Here is a 21,125-nt window from a genome sequence, read left to right as displayed (position 1 = left end):
CGGACTCCGTGGTGGCTGGAGCACCCGTACTCAGAGGACCGAGGTCCTCCGGCCCGGAAATAATATGGGGAAGGGGGGCACATCACACAACTCGGAAAAGTCAAGCCTGCGACCTTGACGTGGGAAGGCGATTCCACCTTGTGAGATTTCTCTCAGCACAGTGCCCGTCGACCGCAAACGACACCGCAGTCCCCGCCCCCCGCGTGAGCGGCTGAGGCCGGGACTCCTCTCAGGCTCCTCACCGAATGAACGGCAGGGGTGGCAGCGACACCCCGTCCGGAAGGAACACCTGGTAATCACCCAGGGAGCCGGTGGTGACCACGACCGCGTTCACCCCGACCGGGACCCCCGCCACGTCGGCGCCCACGCCGGGTTCACCGCCGCGCCCATTGGGCACCGACGGCCCGGGCGCGGGGGGAGCCTCTCCCACGATCGCGCCGGCGGCGACCGGCGCCGGGGTTCCGGGGAGCGGCGGGAGGGCGATCCCCAGATTGGCCGCGGCCTGGACGATCATCGGCCCGGCCGCGACCGACCCACCGATCGCGGCGACAGGAACCAGGAGCGGGAGCGAGCCGACCGCCGAACCCCCCGGCAGGGATCCGAGTGGCAGTGATCCCGTCGCCGAGCCGAGCGGCGCGAGAGATGCCGTCAGCGACCCCAGGGGCGCGAGCGACCCCGCGGCGGATCCTGGCTCCAGAGAGCCGGAAGGAAGCGAACCCGACGACAGGGAACCCTCCCCGGAGCCCGCTCCCAACCCCATCTGCGAACCCATGGACACCATGACAAGCAGGCTCACCAACGACCCTGCCTCCATAGACCCCGGGGCCGCCGAGCCGGGCTCCGAGGACTCCGGATCCAGCGACCCCGGATCCAGTGAGCCCGGCTCGAGCGACCCCTCGGCCGAGCCTTCCGCCGAGTCCGGATCCAGCGAGCCGGGACCGGAGGGCCCGGGCGACGAGCCCGGATCCTGAGAACTCGGGCCCAGCGAGCCCGGGTCCAGTGAGCCCGGCTCGAGGGATCCCCCGACCGAGCCGATCGGCGGCAGGGACCCGGCGCCGAGCGAGTCCGGGCCCAGCGAGCCCGGGTCGAGCGAACCCGGGCTCAGCGACCCTGCGTCCACAGCGCCGTCCGAGCCGAGTGCGAGTTCGACGTCGAGGGCGAGCTCGGCGGCGAACTCGGCGGAGCCGGTCTGGGCGTGCGAGACGGCGGCCGCCCCGGCGATCGTCAGGGCGGCGGCGCCGCCCACGGCTGCCAGTCGCAGTGGCAGTGGCAGTGGGTGATGTGAACTCATGGACGCTCTCGATTCCCCCGTGGCTCCGCATCGCACGGAAGCCGCTGATGAGCTATAGCCCACCCTCACGATACTGTTATCCAGGTCACAGTTCCACCGCTAAATCAGATCCCTCTAGGCTCACGCGGGTGACCACCACCTCCCCACACGGCGGCCCGACCGCGCTGCTGCGGCGCATGGCCGACGGCACCGTCAAGCAGGTGAACCCCTTCACCGACACCCAGGTGTGGACGGTCCCCGGCCGGGCGCACCGACCGATCGAGCACGCGCCCGGCAGCGTCGTCGCGGTGGACCCGACCGAGCCGGAGGCGCACTGCGCGTTCTGCACGACGCGCCTGCGCGAGACCACCCCGGAGAAGGCGCGCCTCGTCCGCGAGGGGGACGCCTGGGCCGTCCTCGACGAGGTCCCGGCCGACCGGCTCGACGCCACCACGCCCGAGTTCCGCCTGATCGGCAACCTCTTCGAGATCGTCTCCCTCGACTACTGGAGGTCGGTGCACGGCTACCGGATCCCCGATCGCGCCGCCGCCCACCAGGCCGCCTATCTCGCGTCCCCGGCCGGCGCCGAGCACGTCCGGGCCCTGGTGCGCACCCGCATCGCCGCCGCACAGGGCGACCCGGCGGTCGCCGACGCCATGGACACCGCCGCCCTCGCAGAGCACTCGGAGAGCTTCTTCGGCGGCTGCCACGACGTGGTGGTCGCGCGCCGCCACCTCGTCGACGGCGCCACCTCCAGCGACCGCCACGCGTCGTCGGGGGAGCTGACGCCGGAGGAGCATGAGCAGTACGTCGCCTTCACGGTCCGTGCCATGCGGGGGCTGTACCGCGACAATCCGCATGCCGCGTACGTGTCGGTGTTCCAGAACTGGCTCGCGCCGGCCGGCGCGTCGTTCGCGCACCTGCACAAGCAGCTCGTGGCGATCGACGAGGTGCCCGCCAAGACCTCCCGGGAGATGGCGGCGCTCGCCCGCGAACCAAATCTCTACAACACGGCCGGCATCGATCACGCGGCGGCCGAGGGGCTGGTGCTGGCGGCCAACGAGCACGCCGTCGCGGTGGTCGGGGTCGGTCACCGCCACCCGGCCCTGGTGGTCTACTCCAGGTCGGCGGCCGGCCGGCCGTGGGAGCACTCGGCGGCCGAGCTGCGCGGGGTCTCCGATCTACTGCACGCCTGCCACGCCGCGACGGGTCCGCTGGTGCCGTCCAACGAGGAGTGGCACACCCTGCCGCCGGGCTCGGCGGGGGACGGCGCGGCGATGCCGTGGCGGATCGTGCTCAAGTGGCGCATCTCGACGCCGGCCGGGTTCGAGGGCGCGACCGGGATCCACGTCAACACGATCGACCCGTGGGGCCTGCGCGACCGGGTGGCCCCGCGCCTGGCGGGGCTCCGCGCGGACGGCCGCATCGCGGACATGGCGTTGGGGGCCGAGTGCGGGGACGTGCGGGGGGCGCTGCGCTACGCGCGGTGACGACGACGAGGTGCGCCCGGCCCGGCCGGCGGGCGTGGCCGGTCAGTGGCCGCGGGAGCCGGTCCTGCGGGGCGCCCCGATCGCGGGGGTGGTGGCGGGCGCGGCGACGGCGCAGATCTTCGTGATCGGGGTGATCGCCTGAGTGGGGGTGATCGGCGCGGCGGTCGCCTCACGGATCCCCGGCACGGATGCGGGGATCACCACGGGCGCCGTCAGGGTCGGATCGAGCACCACGGCGGTGGGCGTCTCCTCGGAGCCGCCGTTGATCGTGCAACACAGCTCGTGCGCGTCCTCGTCGCGCCAGATGTTGACCCAGTGGACCTTGAGGCCCTCGCGGCTGGCCCGGCGGCGCAGCGCCGCCGAGTAAGGGCAGCCCGGCCGCCACAGCACCACGACCGCGTGCCCGGCGGAGGCCAGGGCGCGCACGGCCTGCAACGACTCGTGCCCCGTGGCGCGCAGCGGCGAGTTCCACAGCGCCACGAACAGCGTCCCGACGAGGACCACGGCCGCCAGCAGCGCACCGTGGCCGAAGCCGACGAGTGTCCACGCGATCGCACAGCCCAGCGCCATGACGGCGGCGGGGCCGAACCAGCGGCCGGGGACGAGCTCCCGCCCGGCCCGTGCGAAGGGGTGGGTCACGCGCACGACCATACGCCCCTCGTTTCGGTGCGTGGGGCCCGCTTCCCCAGAATTGTGATCTGGCAACGACTCTGCTCGCAGGCCCGGGGCAGCGGTCCCGGTTCGCGTTCCGCCCACCGGCGGACGAGCATCTCGGCGTAGACCGCCCCGACCGCCTCCTCCGAATACCTGTCGCTCTTCCGGCCCGTCTGCTCCCGCACCACGTCAGCGCGCACCACGTCCGAGCGCCGCACCCTCGCGCGCAGCAGAGAGTCGCCTGTTCGGCGCGACGGCGCCGCGTCGTAGCCGGAGGCCTCCCGGTAGGCCGCGAGAAGGACGACGGCGAGATCCCAGCCCCCGACGCGAGCCGCCTGACCTTTGTGAGCCTCGTCACCCCAGAGGAAGATGAGCGCGCCGTGCGTCTCCACCACGACGGGCGGGCCCCGCGGCGGCGGACCGGCGGCTGCGGAAGCGTCCATGCGCCCGGCCCAGGCAGGCATGACGCGCGACACACCGATCGCGCAGATGCCGCGTGGGAAGCAAAAAGTGTCCCGGTGACCGAGTTGTTACCTCAAGGGACGCTCAGGTTGTCGACCTCTTGCGGAACTCCCGTGCGCTTGTAGGGTCGCCGACGCACCCCGCTCCGACCGGGGTGTCCGCGATGAGATTCATCGGGGTCGATGCAGATCGGAGAGTTCCTCTATGACGAACACCCACCGCAAGACCACCAACCGCACCACCGCGAAGATCGCCGCCGTCGGCGCGTTCGGCATCGGTGCCGCCATCGCGTTCCCGGGCCTCGCCGCCGCGGAGGACGCCGGCACCCCCACGGATCCCACCGCCAGCCTGGCCGAGGCCACCGGCGAGGACGGCAGCCTCGAGGGCGCCCTCGGCACGGACATCGGTGTCGATCTGGGCAGCCTGAGCTTCAACCTCAACCTCGACGCCGAGACGCCCAACCCGGGCTCGATCGAGTTCGGCAGCCTCGGGGTCTCCCCGAACACCGGCAGCGACGCCATCGACGGCGGCGGCCCTGCCGCGGACTCCGGCTCCGCCGGCGAGGCCGATGACACCGCCACCGATGAGACCACCCCCGGTTCGCTCGGCTCGGGCGATGAGTCCACGGACGACACCGCGGCCACCGACGACGAGTCCGGGACCGGCTCGCTGAGCGGCTCGCTCGCCGGCCTGAGCTCCGGCGCCGAGGATGACGCCGCCGACGAGACCGGCGAGGCCGGCGTCACCGCCGACGTCGGCCTCGCCGCCGGCTCGCTGGGCTGATAACCCCCGGCTGAGACACGCGGCGCAGCGGATGCGCCTTCCTGGCCCGGGATCGCGACCCTCCCCCGTCGCGACCCCGGGCCGTCGTGTGTCGCCGGACACTCATAGGGGATGATGCAGGCGTGACGATCGTCGTGGCCTGCGGGGCCTTCAAGGGCTCACTCACCGCTATCGAGGCGTGCCGTCACGCGGCGGAGGGCGCTCGGCGGGCGCACCCCGAGATCGACGTGGTCGAGCGCCCGGTCGCCGACGGCGGGGGCGGCAGCCTGGAGGTGATGGTCGCCGGCGGCGCGCGCCCCGTGCCCGTCACCGTGTCCGGGCCCACGGGCGAGACGGTGGAGACGTCCTTCGCCGCCATCGATCCGGACACCGCGTTCGTCGAGATGGCCGACGCCTGCGGCCTGCTCCGCCTGCCCGGCGGGGAGCCGCGTCCCCTGGAGGCGTCGAGCCGCGGGGTCGGCGAGGTCATGCTGGCCGCGCTCCGATCCGGCCGCGGCAACATCCACCTGGGCATCGGCGGCAGCGCCTCCACCGACGGCGGCACCGGGATGCTCTCCGCCCTGGGCGCGCGGTTCCTCGACGCCTCCGGTGCCGAGCTACCCGACGGCGGCGGCGCGTTGATCCACCTGGACCGCGTGGACCTCGACGGTCTCGACCCGGCCGTCCGGGCCGCCAGGATCCTCGTGGCCTGCGACGTCGACAACCCGCTGCTCGGCCCGCTGGGCGCGGCCCGCGTCTACGGCCCGCAGAAGGGCGCCACCGACGAACAGCTGGACGAGCTCGAGGCCGGCCTCGCCCGGCTCGTCGAGGTCCTGCGCGCCCAGGGGCTCGACGTGGACCCCGACGCCCCGGGCTCCGGCGCTGCCGGCGGTGTGGGCTTCGCCGCCCGCGAGCTGCTCGGCGCCTCCCTGGATCCCGGCTTCGAGGTGCTGGGCACGCTCACCGGCCTGGAGGACATGCTCTCCGCCGCCGACCTCGTGGTGACCGGCGAGGGGCGACTGGACGACCAGACCATGCACGGCAAGACCCCGATGGGCGTGGCCGCCCTCTGCCGGTCACACGCGGTGCCGGTGGTCGCGGTCTGCGGCCGCCTGGATCTCGAGGCCGACCGGGTCGCCGAGGCCGGGTTCGCCGCCGCCGCCGCCTTGACCGAACGCGAGCCGGACCTCGAGCGGTCGATCGCCAACGCGGGCCCGCTGCTCGAAGACGTCGCCGCCGACGTCATCTCGCGCATCCTGCCCTGACGCCGGCGGCGCCCGGTCGGCATGATGGGGGCAGCCCCCGGCCCACCACCCCGCCCCCTTGGAGGTCGACATGCGCAAATGGCTCCTCGGAGCGCCACTGGCCGCTCTCGCCGCGGTCGCGGCCACCGATCTGCGCCAGACCCGCTACCCGGTCCTGCGGACCTTCCCCGTCCTCGGCCACGCCCGGATGGCGCTGACCGCCATCGGCCCCGAGCTTCGGCAGTACATCGTCGCGGGAAACGACGAAGAACGCCCGTTCACCCGCGACCAGCGCGACTGGGTGTACGAGTCCGCCGAGGCCCGGGCGACCACGTTCGGCTTCGGCACGGACAACGACATCGAGTTCCTCGAGGGCTACCCGATCGTCAAACAGCGCACCTTCAGCGACGTCACGCTGTCAGCCGGGCCGCACGCCGGGCAGCAACTCCCGCTCCCTCCCGCCAAGGTGCTCGGCGCAGCCCGGGGTCGCGCCCGTGCGTACCGACCGGAGTCGCTGGTCAGCATCTCGGCGATGAGCTACGGTGCGCTCTCCGCCCCGGCGGTGGAGTCGCTCAACCGCGGCGCCGCCCTCTCGGGGGCCCTGCACAACACCGGTGAGGGCGGGCTGAGCCCGTACCACCAGAACGGCGCTGACCTGGTCTTCCAGATCGGAACCGCGTATTTCGGGGTCCGGGACGACGACGGCCGCTTCGACATCGACAAGCTGGTGGCCCTCGCCGAGAAGCACCCGATCCGGGCCATCGAGATCAAGCTCAGCCAGGGCGCCAAACCGGGGCTCGGCGGGCTCCTGCCGGCAGCCAAGATCACCGAGGAGGTCGCCGCGATCCGCGGGATCCCGCTGGGCGAGGACTGCGCGAGCCCCTCCCGCCACACCGCGTTCCACGACGTCGACTCGATGCTGGACCTGGTGGAGGAGATCGCGGACCGCACCGGACTACCCGTCGGCATCAAATCGGCGGTCGGCGACATGGGCTTCTGGGAGGATCTCGCCACCGCGATGGTCCCGCGCGACCGTGGCGTCGACTTCATCACGATCGACGGCGGAGAGGGCGGTACCGGAGCGGGCCCGCTCGTGTTCACCGATGCCGTGTCCCTGCCCTTCCGCCTGGGCTTCCCGCGCGTCTACTCGGTCTTCGCCGAGGCCGGGCTGGCCGACGACGTCATGTTCATCGGGTCCGGCAAGTTGGGTATCCCGGAGAACGCGGTGGTCGCGCTGGCGCTGGGAGTCGACATGATCAACGTGGCCCGCGAGCCGATGCTGTCGGTGGGGTGCATCCAGGCGCAGAAATGTCACACCGGCGGATGCCCTACGGGGGTCGCCACCCAGAATCCCTGGCTGGTCCGCGGTGTCGATCCCACGACGATGGCGGTGCGGTGTTCGAACTACATCCGGTCACTGCGCCGCGAGCTCGTCAAGGTCGCCGGCGCGGTCGGGGTCCCGCATCCCGGCCTCATCGGGCCGACCGACGTCGAGCTCGCCCGCGGGACCCGGGACGCGCACACGCTGGCCGACGTCTACGGGTACCGGGACGGCTGGGGACTGCCGGGCGAGGACGATGCCCGCGCCATCACCGAGTTCATGGTCGCCTCCGGCGTCGCGGAGTACACGGCCGCGGTCACGCCACCCGGCATCGGTCCGCGCGACTGACCGACCGTGCGCGACTGACACCGACCGCACCAGCGGCCGGCCGGGGTCGCGGCGCCGCTCAGCTCTCGGACACGCCCGCGCGCAGGAGCCCCAGCTCGCGGTTGAGGTTGGCGTGGGCCTTCTTCTCCCACAGATCGCGGCCCGCCCGCGTGAGGAACACCGAGCGACGGTCGAGCAACCCCTCCAACGCGCCGATCCGCCCGGCCACGAACCGCTCGCCCGGCACGTGGGCGTACTCGTGGCGGACGTCGCGGGCGTAGGTGTCATACGTGTCGGGGTCGGCGCCGAGCACGGCGAGGTCGGCGTCGGAGAGGACCGCGCCGTTGAGGTCCCCCGGCTCGACGCGGTGCCCGCCCATGAGGCGGACCAGCCGCGCGACCTCGGCGGCCGGAGCGGAGGGTTCGAGAACGCGCTCGGCCAGCGCCGCGGACTTCTCGGTGTTCTCCGAGCCGGCGGGGTCGAACACCGCGGCGTGTAGCCAGGCGGCCAGGCGGACCTCGGTGCCGTCGAACGACTCCCCGTCGGCCTCGAGCGCGTCGATCGCCCGCAGGTCGGCCCGCAGGTGCGTCTCGTTGTGGTACCGCCGCTGCGGCTCGTTCCAGCGTCGCAGCAGGTCAGCACGCAGCTCGGCGGTGAGGAACTCGACGGTGGCGTCGAGGGGGTCAGCGGAGGCCGTGCGGTCCGTGTCCATGGTCGGACTCTACCGCCGTGGCCGCTCCTGGCAGGCCGGATCGGCCGGTCCCGGCCGTGGACGCCGGCCCGCCCCTACGCCCCCGGGTCCGCCCCCGTCGCCGGCGGGAACTCCTCGAGGGCGGCGAGTTCGCGCTCGTCGAACGTGCGGGCCCGCGACAGGAACCGCTTCCCGGTCGGGTTCTCGAGACTGAACCCCGAGCCCCTGCCCGGGACCGCGTCCAGCACCAGTTGTGTGTGCTTCCAGGTGTCGAACTGTGGGCCCGAGATCCAGACGCGCACCCGGGTCGACGACGACGACGAGCTCAGGCGCGCCTCGTCTTCGTCTCCCGCCGGTACGTCCCGGGCGCCCGGCGCCAGGTCCACCTCCCCCACGAGGACATCCCGCTGACCCACGCGGAACTCCCCGTCCGGGTAGCACATGGGCGCCGAACCGTCGCAGCACCCGCCGGACTGGTGGAACATCACCGGCCCGTGGCGCTCGACCAGCTCGCGGATCAGCTGCGCGGCCGGCTCGGTGACCACGACGCGCGCCGGCAGCGCGGCCGGCGCCCCCTCGGGCGGGAGGGCCCGTGCCGCGATGCGCACGCTCCCGCCCGAGGGCAATCCGCACACGTCGTCCATCAGAAGAAGCCCTGCGGCTTACCCGAGTAGCTCACGAGCAGGCACTTGGTCTGCTGGTAGTGGTCGAGCATCATCCGGTGGTTCTCGCGCCCGATGCCGGACTGCTTGTACCCGCCGAACGCCGCGTGGGCCGGGTACTGGTGATAGGTGTTGGTCCACACCCGGCCGGCCTGGATGGTGCGGCCGGCCCGGTAGGCGGTGGTGCCGTTGCGCGACCACACACCGGCGCCGAGACCGTAGAGGGTGTCGTTGGCGATCATCATGGCGTCGTCGAAATCGGTGAACGAGCTCAGGGAGAGCACCGGGCCGAAGATCTCCTCCTGGAACAGGCGCATCTTGTTGTGGCCGCGGAAGACCGTCGGCTCCACGTAGAAGCCGCCGGCGAGATCGCCGTCGAGCTCGGCGCGTCCGCCGCCGGTGAGCACGTCCGCGCCCTCCTGCTTGCCGATGTCGATGTAGGACAGGATCTTCTCGAGCTGGTCGGTCGAGGCCTGGGCGCCCATCATCGTCTCGGTGTCGAGCGGATTTCCGGTCTTGATCTGCCTGACCCGGTCGATCGCGAGGTCGGTGAAGTCATCGATGATCGACTTCTGCACCAGCGCACGCGAGGGGCAGGTGCATATCTCGCCCTGGTTGAGGCCGAACATGGCGAAGCCCTCGAGCGCGGACTGAAGGAAGTCGTCATCGGCGTCCATGACGTCCTCGAAGAAGATGTTGGGGCTCTTGCCGCCGAGTTCGAGGGTCACCGGGATGAGGTTCTCGGACGCGTACTGCATGATCAGCCGGCCCGTGGTGGTCTCGCCGGTGAAGGCCACCTTGCGGATGCGCGGGTTGGACGCGAGCGGCTTGCCCGCCTCGGTGCCGAAGCCGTTGACCACGTTGATCACGCCCGGCGGCAGCAGGTCGCCGATGATCGACATCAGGAACAGGATCGATGCCGGGGTCTGCTCCGCCGGCTTGAGCACCACGCAGTTACCGGCGGCCAGGGCCGGGGCCAGCTTCCAGACCGCCATGAGGATCGGAAAGTTCCACGGGATGATCTGGCCGACCACGCCGAGCGGCTCCTGGAAGTGGTAGGCGACGGTATCCCCGTTGATCTCGGAGATGCCGCCCTCCTGGGCGCGGATCGCGCCGGCGAAGTAGCGGAAGTGGTCGATCGCCAGCGGGATGTCGGCCGCCAGACACTCGCGGATCGCCTTGCCGTTGTCCCACGACTCGGCGAGCGCGATCTTCTCGAGGTTCTCCTCCATGCGATCGGCGATCCGGAGCAGCACCAGCGACCGCTCCGTGGCGGAGCTCGCACCCCACGCCGGCGCAGCGGCCCAGGCCGCGTCCAGCGCGGCCTCGATGTCCTCGGCCGTCCCGCGGCCCACCTCGCAGAACACCTGGCCGGTGATGGGGGGTGACGTTCTCGAAGTACTCGCCCTTGACCGGCGCGACCCACTCGCCACCGATGTAGTGGTCGTAGCGGCTCTCGTAGGACATCACCGCGTCGGCGGAACCGGGCTGGGAGTAGACGGTCATGTCTGGCACCTCTCGTCTGCGCGCGCCGACCCCTGCGGTCGGCGACTGTGATGCAGAACACTATCGACGGGAGGGTTGCACGGACGTTGCACGCCGCGCGGCGAGGCAGGGGCGGCGAGGGAGGGACCGGGGGCGACGACGACGAGGCGCTCAGGCCCCCAGCCGGTCGTCCAACACCCGGTGCACGGAGCGGGCCGAGGACCGCGCCGCCGGGGAGAGGTCGGGCAGCGACCCCAGGGTCCGCCAGGCGTCGGGGTCCTCGCGCCCGGGGCCGGCGGTCCAGGCGCGCAGGGCCCGCACCGATCCCGCGCCCAACGCGGCGGCGCGGACCCGGGCGTGCAGCTCTTCCCGCAGGTCGGCGACACCCGGCGCGAAGGAGGTCGGCAAGAGCGGACCGGGGTAGGCCGCCACCGCGGCGTCCACGTCGACGTCGAGCATGGCGACCACCCGGTCGGCATCGGTCTCCACGACCCCCGGTGCCAGGCGGTACGGCCGGGAGCCGATGACGTCCGGCCCCAGGGCGCGGCGCAGTCTCGACATCTCGGCGCGGACGCTGACGGCGTCGAGCCTCCCCTCGCCGAGGAGCCCGGCCAGCGCTCCGCCGGACAGCCCACCGGGGTGGGCGGCGAGCAGGACGAGGATCTCGGCGTGACGACCGGTGAGCGGGCCGTGGTCGGCGAGCACCGGACGGGCGGTGCCGAGGACCTCGAGTAGGCGCGGCGCGGTCGCCGCCGCCACCGCCGGCCCGGGCAGGAGCACGCCGGCCGGGGTCGACCGCAGCTCGGCCTCGGCGAGCAGCGCGGTGGCACCGACCAGGGCGAGCACCTCGTCCGAGGCCGCGGTGTCGTGACCGGTCACGTCGATACCGCCGATCACCCGCCCCGTCACCGGGTCGTGGACCGGCGCGGCCGAGCAGCTCCACGAGTGGGCGGGCGCGAGGAAGTGCTCCGCACCACGCACCCGCACGGGGACGTCGTGCCGCAGCGCGAGGCCCGGCGCGTTCGCCCCCACCGCGTCGTCGCTCCACAGCGCTCCCGGCACGAACGCCATCCGCTCCGCCCGCGTCCGCACGCCGCGGTCCCCGTACAGCCACAGGAGCCGGCCGTCGGCGTCGGCGACCGCCACGAGGTGGCCGCTGGTCATGACCCCGGATACCAGCACCTTCTCGACGACGGGCAGCACCGCCGCCATCCGGTGCGCGGCCAGGTGCGCGGACAGGTCGGGGCCCTGCAGGTCGACCGGCGGATCCGCCCGATCCGGGTCGATCCCCCGTCGCCTGCTCCGCTCCCAGGACTGCGCGACGATCGCGCTGGCCACTGTTGACCTCCCCGCCGACATGACGCCAGTGTAACGACCGTCACAGAACATGACGTCACCCTCATAAACGAACCCAAATAACAGGTGCTTGCCACAGGGGGCGGCGACCCCTCTACAATCGTCAGTGATTCAGGCCACACATGATTTAAGGACCGAGATGACGACCGAGTTCGCCACCCCGCCAGCCGCCAAACCCTTCCCTGTCGAGAACCTGTCGAGACTCGTGTTCAAGAACGCACAGGAGGCGCCGAACGACGTCGCCGTGCTGCGCCTGGTCGGCGGCGACTGGAAGGAGGTCACCTGCGCCCAGTACCTGGAGGAGGTCAAGGGCGTGGCCAAGGGCCTCATCGCCCGGGGCGTGAAGCCCGGCGACCGACTGGCGATCATGAGCCACACCCGCTACGAGTGGTCGCTCATCGCCTGGGCGGCCTGGGTCGCCGGCGCGGTCACCGTGCCGATCTACGAGACGTCCTCGTCCGCGCAGTGCGACTGGATCCTCACCAACTCGGACGCGACCGTCGCGGTCGTCGAGGACCTCGAGTTGCGCGAGGTGCTCACCGCCGGCACCGACTGGTCCGGTGACATCCTCGTGATCGAGAACGACCTCGTCGCCCAGCTCACCGAGGCCGGCGCCGACGTCTCGGACGCCGACCTCGAGAAGGCCTCGCTCGTCGCCGGCCACGAGGACCCCTGCGCGATCATCTACACCTCCGGCACGACAGGCAACCCCAAGGGCTGCGAGATCGTGCACGGCGGGTTCGGCGGCGTCGTCGTGTCGGTCGAGGAGCAACTCCAGGACGCGTTCGTGCCCAACAGTCGGACCCTCATCTTCCTGCCCCTGGCCCACGTCCTCGCCCGCATCCTGGAGGTGGCCTGCTTCTACAAGCGCGTGGCCGTGGCGCACGAGCCGGACACCACCAAGGTCATCGAGCGCCTCGGCGAGATCCACCCCACCTTCCTGGTGTCGGTGCCGCGCGTGCTGGAGAAGGTCTACAACTCCGCCGCGGCAAAGGCCGAGAACGCCGGCGGCGCCAAGGCCAAGATCTTCAAGGCCGCCGTCCAGACGGCCATCGACTACTCCAAGGCCCTCGAGAACGGCGGTCGGCCGTCGGCCGCGCTGAAGGTCAAGCAGAAGCTCTACTCGAAGCTCGTCTACTCGAAGCTGCACGACGCTCTGGGCGGCGAATGCGACCGCATCATCTCGGGCGGTGGGCCGCTGGGCGCCCGCCTGGGCCACTTCTTCCGCGGCGCCGGGTTCGACCTGCTCGAGGGCTATGGCCTGACCGAATCCTCGGGCGTGCTCACCGTCAACCCGACCAACCGGGCCAAGATCGGCACCGTCGGCACGCCGATCCCGGGCGTCACCATCCGCATCGCCGAGGACGGCGAGGTCCTGGCCAAGGCCAAGACGCTGTTCAAGGGCTACTGGCGAAACCCGGAGGCGACCGCCGCCGCGTGGACCGGCGAGTGGTACCACACCGGCGACATCGGCGAGCTCGACTCCGACGGCTACCTCTCCATCACGGGTCGCAAGAAGGACCTGATCGTCACCGCCGGCGGGAAGAACGTCTCGCCCTCGCAGCTCGAGGACCTGCTCACCTCTGACCCGCTGATCAGCCAGGCCGTCGTGGTGGGCGACAACCGCAGCTACATCGCGGCGCTCGTCACGATCGACCCGGAGACGTTCCCCGCGTGGCGGGACAGGCACGGCAAGACCGGCGAGGTCTCGGACCTGCTGCAGGACGGCGAGCTGGTCGGCGCGGTCCAGGACGCGGTGGACCGGGCCAACAAGTCGGTCTCCCGCGCGGAATCCATCCGCAAGTTCAAGATCCTCGCGGCCGAGTTCTCCGTCGAGTCCGGCGAACTCACCCCCACCCTCAAGCTCAAGCGCAACGTCGTGCACGACCGGTTCGGCAGCGAGATCGAGTCGCTGTACACCGACGCCTGATCCACCGATCGTGGGAGCGCCCGGGCCCGGACGGGTTCCGGGCGCTCTCGTTTCGGCACGATCAGGCGTACATGTCCTCGATCTGCTCGGCGTAGCGCTCGGCCACCACGTGCCGCTTGACCTTCAGGGTCGCGGTCAGCTCCCCCGACTCCTCGGTGAAGTCCCGGGGCAGGACGGTGAACTTCTTGACGCCTTCGGCCTGCGAGACCTGCCGGTTGGCATCGTCCACGGCGAACTGGATCTCGGCCTGCAGTGCGGGGTCGGTCACCAGGTCCTCGGCCGGCTTGCCTCCGTGGCCGTTCTCCGCGGCCCATGCCTCGAGCTCGTTCTCGTCGACCGTGATCAGCGCGGAGACGAACTTGCGGCCCTCGCCGATCAGCACCGCGTGGCCGACCAGCCGGTGCGCGCGGATCGCATCCTCGATCTGCCCCGGCGAGACGTTCTTACCGCCGGCGGTGACGATGATCTCCTTGGACCGGCCGGAGATCGTCAGGTATCCGTCCGCGTCGAGCGAACCGAGGTCGCCGGTGTTGAACCAGCCGTCCACGACGGCCTCGGCGGTCGCCTCGGGGTTGTTCCAGTAGCGGTCGAAGATGATGTCGCCGGCCAACTCCACCTCGCCGGCGTCGTTGATACGCACGCTGGTTCCGGCCACCGGGCGGCCGACGGTGCCGATGCGCTGGCAGCCGGGCCCGTTGACGGTGGCGGCGGCGGTGCTCTCGGTCAGGCCGTAGCCCTCGTAGACGGGCACGCCGACTCCGCGGAAAAAGTGCGAGATGCGGTCGGGCAGGGCGCCGCCGCCGGAGATGGCGTACTCGCACCGGCCGCCGAGCGCCTCGCGTATGGACTTGTAGACGAGCAGGTCGAGCGCCTTGTACTGGACGGTGTGCAGGAGCGAGGGTCGACGCTCGTCGTCCAGTCCGTCATTGCCGCGCCGCACGCTGTCCTCGATGGCGATCGCCTCGGCGCGTTCGAAGATGCCCCTCTGCACCGCGCCCTTGGCGGCGGCCTTCGTGGCGATCCCGTCGCGGACCTTCTCGAAGACGCGTGGGACCCCGAGGATCATGTGCGGCCGGAAATCGGCGAAGCGCGGGAGGAGGGTGGCGGTGTCGTCCCAGAAGCCGACGGTCGCGTCACCCAGGTAGACGGTGTAGGTCACGGCGCGGGCGAGCACGTGGGCCAGCGGCAGGAACATCAGCGACTTCTTGCCAGCCTGCGCCATGGACCCGATGGGGTGATCGAGCAGCGCGTGGCACTCCGCCAGGAGGTTGCGGTGGGTGATCACGCAGCCCTTGGGCCGCCCGGTGGTGCCGGAGGTGTAGATGATCGACGCGGGGGCGTCCACCCGGAGGGTGTCCAGCGCGGCGTCGAGGGTGGCGGGCTCGACGGCCTCGCCGTCGGCCTCGAGGGTCTCCACGGCGCCGTCGTCGAGGTAGAGGATCCGGGTGCAGGTGTCCGGGACCGCGGTATCTCCGACGACGACGACGTGGTCGTCGTTCTCGGCCACGAGGACCTTGGCGGCGGAGTCTTCGAGGATCCATTCGAGCTGGCCCGCGGAGGACGAGGGGTAGATCGGCACGGTGATGGCTCCGGCGGTCCAGACCGCGAGGTCGACGAGGACCCATTCGAGGCGGGTGCCGGCCATGAGCGCCACCCGGTCCCCGGGCTCGACGCCGGAGGCGATGAGCCCGGCGGCGATCGCGTCGACCCGCTCGCGCAGCTCGGCGCTCGAGAGCCCCTGCCACTTCTCGCCGGTGTGGTACTCGAACGGGGTGGCCCGCGGGTTCGTGGTGGCCCGTCCCCGCGCCACCACCGGGATGAGGTCGGCCTCGGTGAAGGTTCGGGTGGACGGGACGGAGATCTCGCGCATGCCGGATGCGGCCTTTCGGACGACGAAGAAATGGAGCGCAGTCGATTATCGGCCCGCCGGTCGCCCGTGGCAATCGCGGCGGCGAATCCGGAGGACCCCCTCGTGCCGGGTTGCGATATCACGTAGACTACGCAATAGACAGACCTGTTCATTCTTCAGAACGGAACCCCCACATGGCGCAGATCTACTCCGACATCAGCGAGACCATCGGCAAGACCCCGCTGGTCCGCCTCAACTCCCTGACCGAGGGACTGCAGGCCACCGTCCTGGCAAAGCTCGAGTCCGCGAACCCGGCAGCCAGCGTCAAGGACCGCATCGGCGCGGCCATCATCGACGACGCGGTGGCGTCGGGCGGCCTCAAGCCCGGTGGCACGATCGTCGAGGGCACGTCCGGCAACACCGGTATCGCGCTGTCCATGGTCGCGGCGGCCCGCGGTTTCAAGGCCGTCATCGTCATGCCCGACACCATGTCGGTCGAGCGCCGCGCCGTGATGCGCGCCTACGGTGCCGAGCTCATCCTCACCCCGGGCTCCGAGGGGATGAAGGGCGCGGTGGCCAAGGCCGAGGAGATCGCCGCGACGCGTGAGAACGCCGTCCTGGCCCGCCAGTTCGCCAATCCCGCCAACGTGGACGTCCACCGCCGCACCACCGGACCCGAGATCTGGGAGGACACGGACGGCGACATCGACGTGTTCGTGGCCGGCATCGGCACCGGCGGCACCATCTCCGGCGCGGGCAACTACCTGCGCTCGCAGAAGTCGGACCTGCACATCGTCGCCGTCGAGCCCAAGGACTCGCCGCTGCTGACCGAGGGCAAGGCCGGACCGCACAAGATCCAGGGCCTGGGCGCCAACTTCGTGCCCGAGATCCTCGACCGGGAGATCTACGACGAGGTCATCGACGTCACCCTCGAGGACTCATTGGAGATCGCCAAGCGACTCGGCAAGGAGGAGGGCATCCTCGCCGGCATCTCCTCGGGAGCCAACGTGTGGGCCGCCCTCGAGATCGCCAAGCGTCCCGAGAACGCCGGTAAGACCATCGTCGTCATCGTGTGCGACTACGGCGAGCGCTACGTCTCGACCATGCTGTTCGAGGACTACCGCGACTGATGACGCCGACGTCCGATCGCCCGGTGGGGTTCTGGCGCACGCTGCGCGAGGACCTCGCCGCGGCGCGCGCCCATGACCCCGCCGCCCGGGGCGACGTCGAGAACGCCGTCGTCTATTCCGGCCTCCACGCCATCTGGTTCCACAGGCTCTCGCACCGGCTGTGGAACGCCGGCGGCGTCGGTCGCACCGCCGGGCGCGTCCTGTCCCAGTTCGCCCGGTTCCTCACGGGGATCGAGATCCACCCCGGCGCCACCATCGGGCGGCGGTTCTTCATCGACCACGGGATGGGCGTCGTCATCGGCGAGACCGCCGAGATCGGCGACGACTGCATGATCTACCACGGCGTGACCCTCGGCGGCGTCTCGCTCAAGCAGGTCAAGCGGCATCCGACGCTCGGGGACCGCGTGACGGTGGGTACCGGGGCCAAGATCCTGGGTCCCGTGGAGATCGGGGACGACTCGTCGGTGGGCGCCAACGCCGTCGTCGTCAAGAGCGCCCCCGCCAACTCGATCATCGTGGGTATCCCCGGTCAGGCCCGCCCGTCCGAGTCGAGCAAGGAGGAGCTGCGCGACGCGCAGTTCTACATCGACCCGGCCATCTACATCTAGCCGCGGCCCGCGCGGCGGGGCACCACCCGGCGGCGGCGCGCGAGGGAGGGCCGCGAGCCAGGCCTCGGCTAGGCTCTGCCACTGTGCGAGTGCTTCCCACCACCTACTGGCTGCGCGGACCACTGGCCCTGCTGGCGCTGGGGTCGGTGGTCATGGTCCTGCGTGCACCCGACGAACGGACGCCGTGGTGGGGCATCACCCAGAGCTTCCTGGACGTTCACGTGTACCGGTGGGGCGCCGAGGCCGCCCGGTCCGGCACGCCCCTCTACGAGGGCCTGCTGTGGGGACCCAACGCCCGCTTCTTCGCGGAGATGCCGTTCACCTACCCGCCGTTCTCGGCGTTGCTCTTCCAGCCGCTGCCGCTGCTCTCCGAAGCACTGATGATGGCCGGCTGGACGGTGCTCACCCTGGGGTTGTTGTACCTGGTCATCCGGATGTCGTTCCGTGCGCTCGACTACGCCCCCGACACCGTCACCAGGCAGGTGTCCCTGTGCCTGGCCCTGATCAGCCTGTCGCTCGAGCCGGTCCGCACCACCGTCTGGCTGGGCCAGATCAACATCATCCTGCTGACCCTCGTCCTCGCCGACCATCTCCTGTCCCGGATCGGGCCGTACCACCGTTTCGCCCGGTGGCGCCACGCCGCCGGTATCGGCAGCGGACTCGCGGCGGGGATCAAACTGACGCCCGCGTTCTTCTGGGCGCACTGGGTCGTCACCGGGCGGTGGCGCCTCGCCCTGGTCTCCGTGGCCACGTTCCTCGCGACGGTGGCGGTCGGGTTCCTCGCGATCCCCTCGGACGCCGCCCGCTACTGGTCGGGCACGGTCTTCGAGTCCGGCCGCATCGCCCAGGACTCGGTGGTGTCCAACCAGTCGCTACGCGGGGTCGTCGCCCGGATACTCGGCGTCGACGCCGCCCCCACCGCCGCCTGGCTGGCCCTGGCGGCGATCGCCGCGGGGGTCGGGCTGGCGATGGCGGCCCTGCTGCACCGGGCCGGCCACCAGCTCCTGGCGTTGACGCTGTCCGGGATGACGATGTCCGTGGTGTCGCCGTTCTCGTGGGGCCACCACTGGGTCTGGTTCGTGCCCCTGCTGGTCATCGCCGTGCACCACGCGATCGCCGGCCGTCGCTGGTACCTCTGGCTCCTGCCGCCGCTGCTCTGGGCCGCCACCGCCGCCTGGGTGCAGAGCTTCCCCAACCCCGACTTCCCCGACGACCGGTGGGTGGCGATCGGGTTGTTCATGCTCGGGGGCGACATCCCCCCGGTGGTGTTCGGGGTGATCACCAACATCTACCCGCTGGTCTGGCTGGTCACGGTGGTGCTGACGGCGCTGCTGCTCCGACGCTCACGCTCGGACGGCGCTAGGCTGCGCGGATATGGGACGACGGACGACTCGTCACCGGGCGCAGCGGGTTCTGGCCGGGGGTGACGCACGGCGGGAGGTGACGACCCTCGCCGTCGAGGAGCCGCTCGAGATCCGGGTTGGCGGCCAGCCGTTCGTCGTCACGATGCGCACCCCGGGCGACGACATGGACCTCGCCGCCGGGCACCTGGTCTCCGAGGGGGCGGTCTGGCATCGCGATCACCTTCCCGAGATCTGCTATTGCACCACCGTCAGCGGTCGGGCCGAACAGGACTACAACACCCTCACGGTGACCCTCTCGCCGGACATCCCGACACCCCGGTCCGCTCGGGCCACCACGATGAGCAGCGCCTGCGGGGTGTGCGGCGTGGACTCGATCGACGAGGTGCGGCGCTCGACCCACTTCCCGGCCGAGCCGGTGGAGGTTCTCGTCGACGCCGAGGTGCTGCTGACGCTGCCCGAGCGACTCCTCCGCCACCAGCGCCTGTTCGGCAAGACGGGTGGGGTCCACGCGGCGGGGCTGTTCTCCGCCACCGGCGAGCTGCTGTGCCTGCGCGAGGACGTGGGCAGGCACAACGCCGTGGACAAGGTCGTGGGCTGGGCGCTGCGCGAGGGCCGGTTGCCGCTGCGGGGAACAGTCCTCCAGGTGTCGGGCCGGGCGTCGTTCGAGCTCGTGCAGAAGGCGTCGATGGCCGGTATCCCGGTGATGTCGGCGGTGAGCGCACCGTCCTCGCTCGCCGTGGACCTGGCGGAGGAGGCCGGGGTGACCCTCGTCGGGTTCAGCCGGGGCGACCGGGCGACGGTGTACGCCCATTCCGAGCGCATCCGGGACTGAGCGCGCCGCCCGCGGGCCCGCTGTGTCGGCCGGCCGGTGGTCGAGCATCGTCACCAGGAACCGTCGCGCGTCGCGGGTCGCCGGCGGCCTCGGCGCGCTCGCCGTACGGCACGTACCCGCGGCCGGGTGCGACGACCAGCAGGACCAGCGCGGCTCCCGCGGTGACGAGCCCCAGCGCGAGCAGGGCGTCGGCGATGCCCGAGGCGAAGATCTCGGCCGCGGCGTCGACGATCGGCTGCGCCACGGGGCCGGCGACCTCGCCGAACTCCACCGCGCCGGCGAAAGATCCGGCCACCGCCTCGCGGGCGGGCTCGGGGACGCCCGGCAGGACTGCGCCGATGTCGGCGGCGTACCGGCCGGCGAGGATGCTGCCGGAGATCGCGATGCCGATCGCGGCCCCCACCTCGCGCATGGCGTCGTTGACCGCCGCGGCCACGCCCTGCTCGTCGGCGGGGATGTCCGAGACGATCGCGGACGTCGCGGGCGCGGTTGACAGGCCCAGGCCGACACTGGCGGTGACCATCGGCCACAGGATGTCCCAGTAGCTCGAGTCGACGCCCAGCCGCGAGAGGAAGATCATCCCGGTGGCGATCGCGCCCACACCCACCACCGACACCGCCCGCAGTCCGACCCCCGCGATGAGCTTGGGCGAGAGCAGGGAGAACACCATGACGGGCACGACCATGGGCGCCAGCGACAGGGACGCCCCGATCGCGTCGTAGCCCTTGACCAGCTGCAGGTACTGCACGATGAGCAGGAAGAACCCGAAGATCGTGAGGAACTGCATCCCCACGGCCACCGAGCCGGCCGAGAAGCCGCGGCGCCGGAAGTAGCGCACGTCGAGGATCGGGTCGTCGGCTCGGAGTTCGACCAGCACGAAGGCGGCCAGGCTCACGGCGGAGGTGATGAGGGCGACGACGACGGGGACCTCCGAGAAGCTCGTGTGCGCTCCCTCGATGAGCCCGAACACCACCCCTCCGACGGCCAGTGCGGAGAACACGGCGCCAGCGACGTCCGGCCGACCACGCCGGGACGCGACGGACTCACCGATCGTGAACGCGGCCACCAGCACCACCAGGCCCAGGACCGCGTAGACGGCGAAGATCGACTTCCAGGACCACACCTGCAGCATGAGCCCGGAGCCGATCAGTCCGACGATCCCACCGATGCCGGCGAAGCCCGCCCAGGTACCGACGGCGGTCCCGCGGCGCTCGGGCGGGAAGCTCGCGGTCAGCAGCGAGAGCGTCGACGGCATGACGAACGCAGCGCCCACGCCGGCGACCGCCCGCAGGATGATGAGCCAGAGCGGCGAGTCGAGCCACAGAGGCAGCGCGGAGGACAGGGTGAACAGGGCCAGCCCCACGATGAGGGTGGCGCGGCGCCCGAAGCGGTCGCCCAGCGCGCCGGCGGTGAGCACGAGCGCGGCCAGCGCGAGCGTGTAGGCGTCGACGATCCACGTGAGCTCGGCCTGGGTGGCGCCGATGGCCACGGCGAGTTCGGGCAGCGACGTGTACAGCGCGGACATGGTGGCCACGACCAGCGAGACCGCGACGACGTTGACGAACAGCAGCCAGCGGCGTCGTCCGGTGGACAGTTCCAGCACGGAGCCTCCCGGGGAGCGGTACGGAAAACGATACCGGCGGTATCGTTCGTCCGCCACCGTAACGCACGACCCTCCCGGCGCGGCG

17 protein-coding genes and 1 pseudogene are annotated in these 21,125 nt (G+C 71.5%); 9 read left to right on the top strand and 9 right to left on the bottom strand.

Features of this window, described 5'->3' with window-relative positions; translation table 11 throughout:
* Positions 1–238: 238 nt before the first annotated feature.
* Complete coding sequence (locus tag DCI01S_RS02815) at positions 239–1,291, bottom strand: hypothetical protein (RefSeq protein WP_156482531.1); 1,053 nt, start codon at positions 1,289–1,291, stop codon at positions 239–241.
* Between the two features lie 128 nt (positions 1,292–1,419).
* Here DCI01S_RS02815 and DCI01S_RS02810 point away from each other — a divergent pair, with 128 nt between their 5' ends.
* Complete coding sequence (locus DCI01S_RS02810; RefSeq protein WP_082767613.1) at positions 1,420–2,760, top strand: DUF4921 family protein; 1,341 nt, start codon at positions 1,420–1,422, stop codon at positions 2,758–2,760.
* A 42-nt stretch (positions 2,761–2,802) separates the two neighbouring features.
* On the opposite strand, the gene DCI01S_RS02805 is transcribed toward DCI01S_RS02810, so the two are convergent.
* The gene (locus tag DCI01S_RS02805) at positions 2,803–3,399 is read right to left on the bottom strand and encodes a thioredoxin domain-containing protein (RefSeq protein ID WP_244881629.1); all 597 of its coding nucleotides are present in this window, start codon (positions 3,397–3,399) and stop codon (positions 2,803–2,805) included.
* Positions 3,396–3,857, bottom strand: coding sequence for a hypothetical protein (locus DCI01S_RS02800; RefSeq protein ID WP_156482530.1), 462 nt, complete (start codon positions 3,855–3,857; stop codon positions 3,396–3,398). The genes DCI01S_RS02805 and DCI01S_RS02800 overlap by 4 nt, the downstream gene beginning before the upstream one ends.
* A gap of 223 nt (positions 3,858–4,080) precedes the next feature.
* On the opposite strand from DCI01S_RS02800, the gene DCI01S_RS02795 reads away from it, so the two are divergent.
* The 3 genes from DCI01S_RS02795 to DCI01S_RS02785 all read left to right on the top strand — a co-directional run bounded on the left by DCI01S_RS02795 (position 4,081) and on the right by DCI01S_RS02785 (position 7,551).
* Entirely contained in the window at positions 4,081–4,659 is a 579-nt protein-coding gene (locus tag DCI01S_RS02795) for a hypothetical protein (RefSeq protein ID WP_061227839.1), read from the top strand.
* 122 nt (positions 4,660–4,781) lie between these two features.
* Positions 4,782–5,903: a glycerate kinase gene (locus DCI01S_RS02790; protein WP_061227838.1), complete on the top strand. Its 1,122-nt coding sequence runs from the start codon at positions 4,782–4,784 to the stop codon at positions 5,901–5,903.
* A gap of 70 nt (positions 5,904–5,973) precedes the next feature.
* Positions 5,974–7,551 carry an FMN-binding glutamate synthase family protein gene (locus DCI01S_RS02785; protein ID WP_061227837.1) on the top strand — a complete coding sequence of 526 codons (1,578 nt, stop codon included), beginning with the start codon at positions 5,974–5,976 and terminating at the stop codon, positions 7,549–7,551.
* Between the two features lie 58 nt (positions 7,552–7,609).
* Here DCI01S_RS02785 and DCI01S_RS02780 read toward each other — a convergent pair whose 3' ends face one another.
* The 4 genes and pseudogenes from DCI01S_RS02780 to DCI01S_RS02765 form a co-directional block, all read right to left on the bottom strand.
* On the bottom strand, positions 7,610–8,242 hold the full coding sequence (locus DCI01S_RS02780) for an HD domain-containing protein (RefSeq protein ID WP_061227836.1): 633 nt from the start codon (positions 8,240–8,242) through the stop codon (positions 7,610–7,612).
* A 74-nt stretch (positions 8,243–8,316) separates the two neighbouring features.
* Positions 8,317–8,865: a DUF779 domain-containing protein gene (locus DCI01S_RS02775; protein WP_082767612.1), complete on the bottom strand. Its 549-nt coding sequence runs from the start codon at positions 8,863–8,865 to the stop codon at positions 8,317–8,319.
* Positions 8,865–10,389, bottom strand: a pseudogene (gene exaC / locus DCI01S_RS02770) (acetaldehyde dehydrogenase ExaC). The gene DCI01S_RS02775 and the pseudogene exaC overlap by 1 nt, the downstream one beginning before the upstream one ends.
* A gap of 150 nt (positions 10,390–10,539) precedes the next feature.
* A complete protein-coding gene (locus DCI01S_RS02765; protein ID WP_156482529.1) occupies positions 10,540–11,727 on the bottom strand; it encodes a GAF domain-containing protein in 1,188 nt (395 codons plus the stop codon).
* A 136-nt stretch (positions 11,728–11,863) separates the two neighbouring features.
* On the opposite strand from DCI01S_RS02765, the gene DCI01S_RS02760 reads away from it, so the two are divergent.
* Complete coding sequence (locus tag DCI01S_RS02760) at positions 11,864–13,654, top strand: AMP-dependent synthetase/ligase (RefSeq protein ID WP_061227834.1); 1,791 nt, start codon at positions 11,864–11,866, stop codon at positions 13,652–13,654.
* A gap of 61 nt (positions 13,655–13,715) precedes the next feature.
* On the opposite strand, the gene DCI01S_RS02755 is transcribed toward DCI01S_RS02760, so the two are convergent.
* On the bottom strand, positions 13,716–15,524 hold the full coding sequence (locus tag DCI01S_RS02755) for an AMP-dependent synthetase/ligase (protein WP_061227833.1): 1,809 nt from the start codon (positions 15,522–15,524) through the stop codon (positions 13,716–13,718).
* Between the two features lie 173 nt (positions 15,525–15,697).
* Between DCI01S_RS02755 and cysK the strand changes: the two genes are divergently transcribed.
* The 4 genes from cysK to fdhD all read left to right on the top strand — a co-directional run bounded on the left by cysK (position 15,698) and on the right by fdhD (position 19,437).
* A complete protein-coding gene (cysK, locus tag DCI01S_RS02750; RefSeq protein WP_007629536.1) occupies positions 15,698–16,633 on the top strand; it encodes a cysteine synthase A in 936 nt (311 codons plus the stop codon).
* 23 nt (positions 16,634–16,656) lie between these two features.
* The gene (epsC, locus tag DCI01S_RS02745) at positions 16,657–17,241 is read left to right on the top strand and encodes a serine O-acetyltransferase EpsC (RefSeq protein WP_109148625.1); all 585 of its coding nucleotides are present in this window, start codon (positions 16,657–16,659) and stop codon (positions 17,239–17,241) included.
* An 83-nt stretch (positions 17,242–17,324) separates the two neighbouring features.
* The gene (locus DCI01S_RS02740; RefSeq protein WP_061227831.1) at positions 17,325–18,668 is read left to right on the top strand and encodes a glycosyltransferase 87 family protein; all 1,344 of its coding nucleotides are present in this window, start codon (positions 17,325–17,327) and stop codon (positions 18,666–18,668) included.
* A complete protein-coding gene (fdhD, locus tag DCI01S_RS02735; protein ID WP_082767611.1) occupies positions 18,616–19,437 on the top strand; it encodes a formate dehydrogenase accessory sulfurtransferase FdhD in 822 nt (273 codons plus the stop codon). The genes DCI01S_RS02740 and fdhD overlap by 53 nt, the downstream gene beginning before the upstream one ends.
* Here the strand turns inward: fdhD and DCI01S_RS02730 are convergent.
* Positions 19,382–21,040 carry an MFS transporter gene (locus DCI01S_RS02730; RefSeq protein ID WP_244881628.1) on the bottom strand — a complete coding sequence of 553 codons (1,659 nt, stop codon included), beginning with the start codon at positions 21,038–21,040 and terminating at the stop codon, positions 19,382–19,384. The two genes, fdhD and DCI01S_RS02730, sit on opposite strands and share 56 nt — an antisense overlap.
* Positions 21,041–21,125: the final 85 nt, after the last annotated feature.

Origin of the sequence: Dietzia cinnamea NBRC 102147 (assembly GCF_001571065.1) — a bacterium.
Lineage (GTDB): Bacteria > Actinomycetota > Actinomycetes > Mycobacteriales > Mycobacteriaceae > Dietzia > Dietzia cinnamea.
This window is presented reverse-complemented; position numbering and strand designations above follow the sequence as displayed.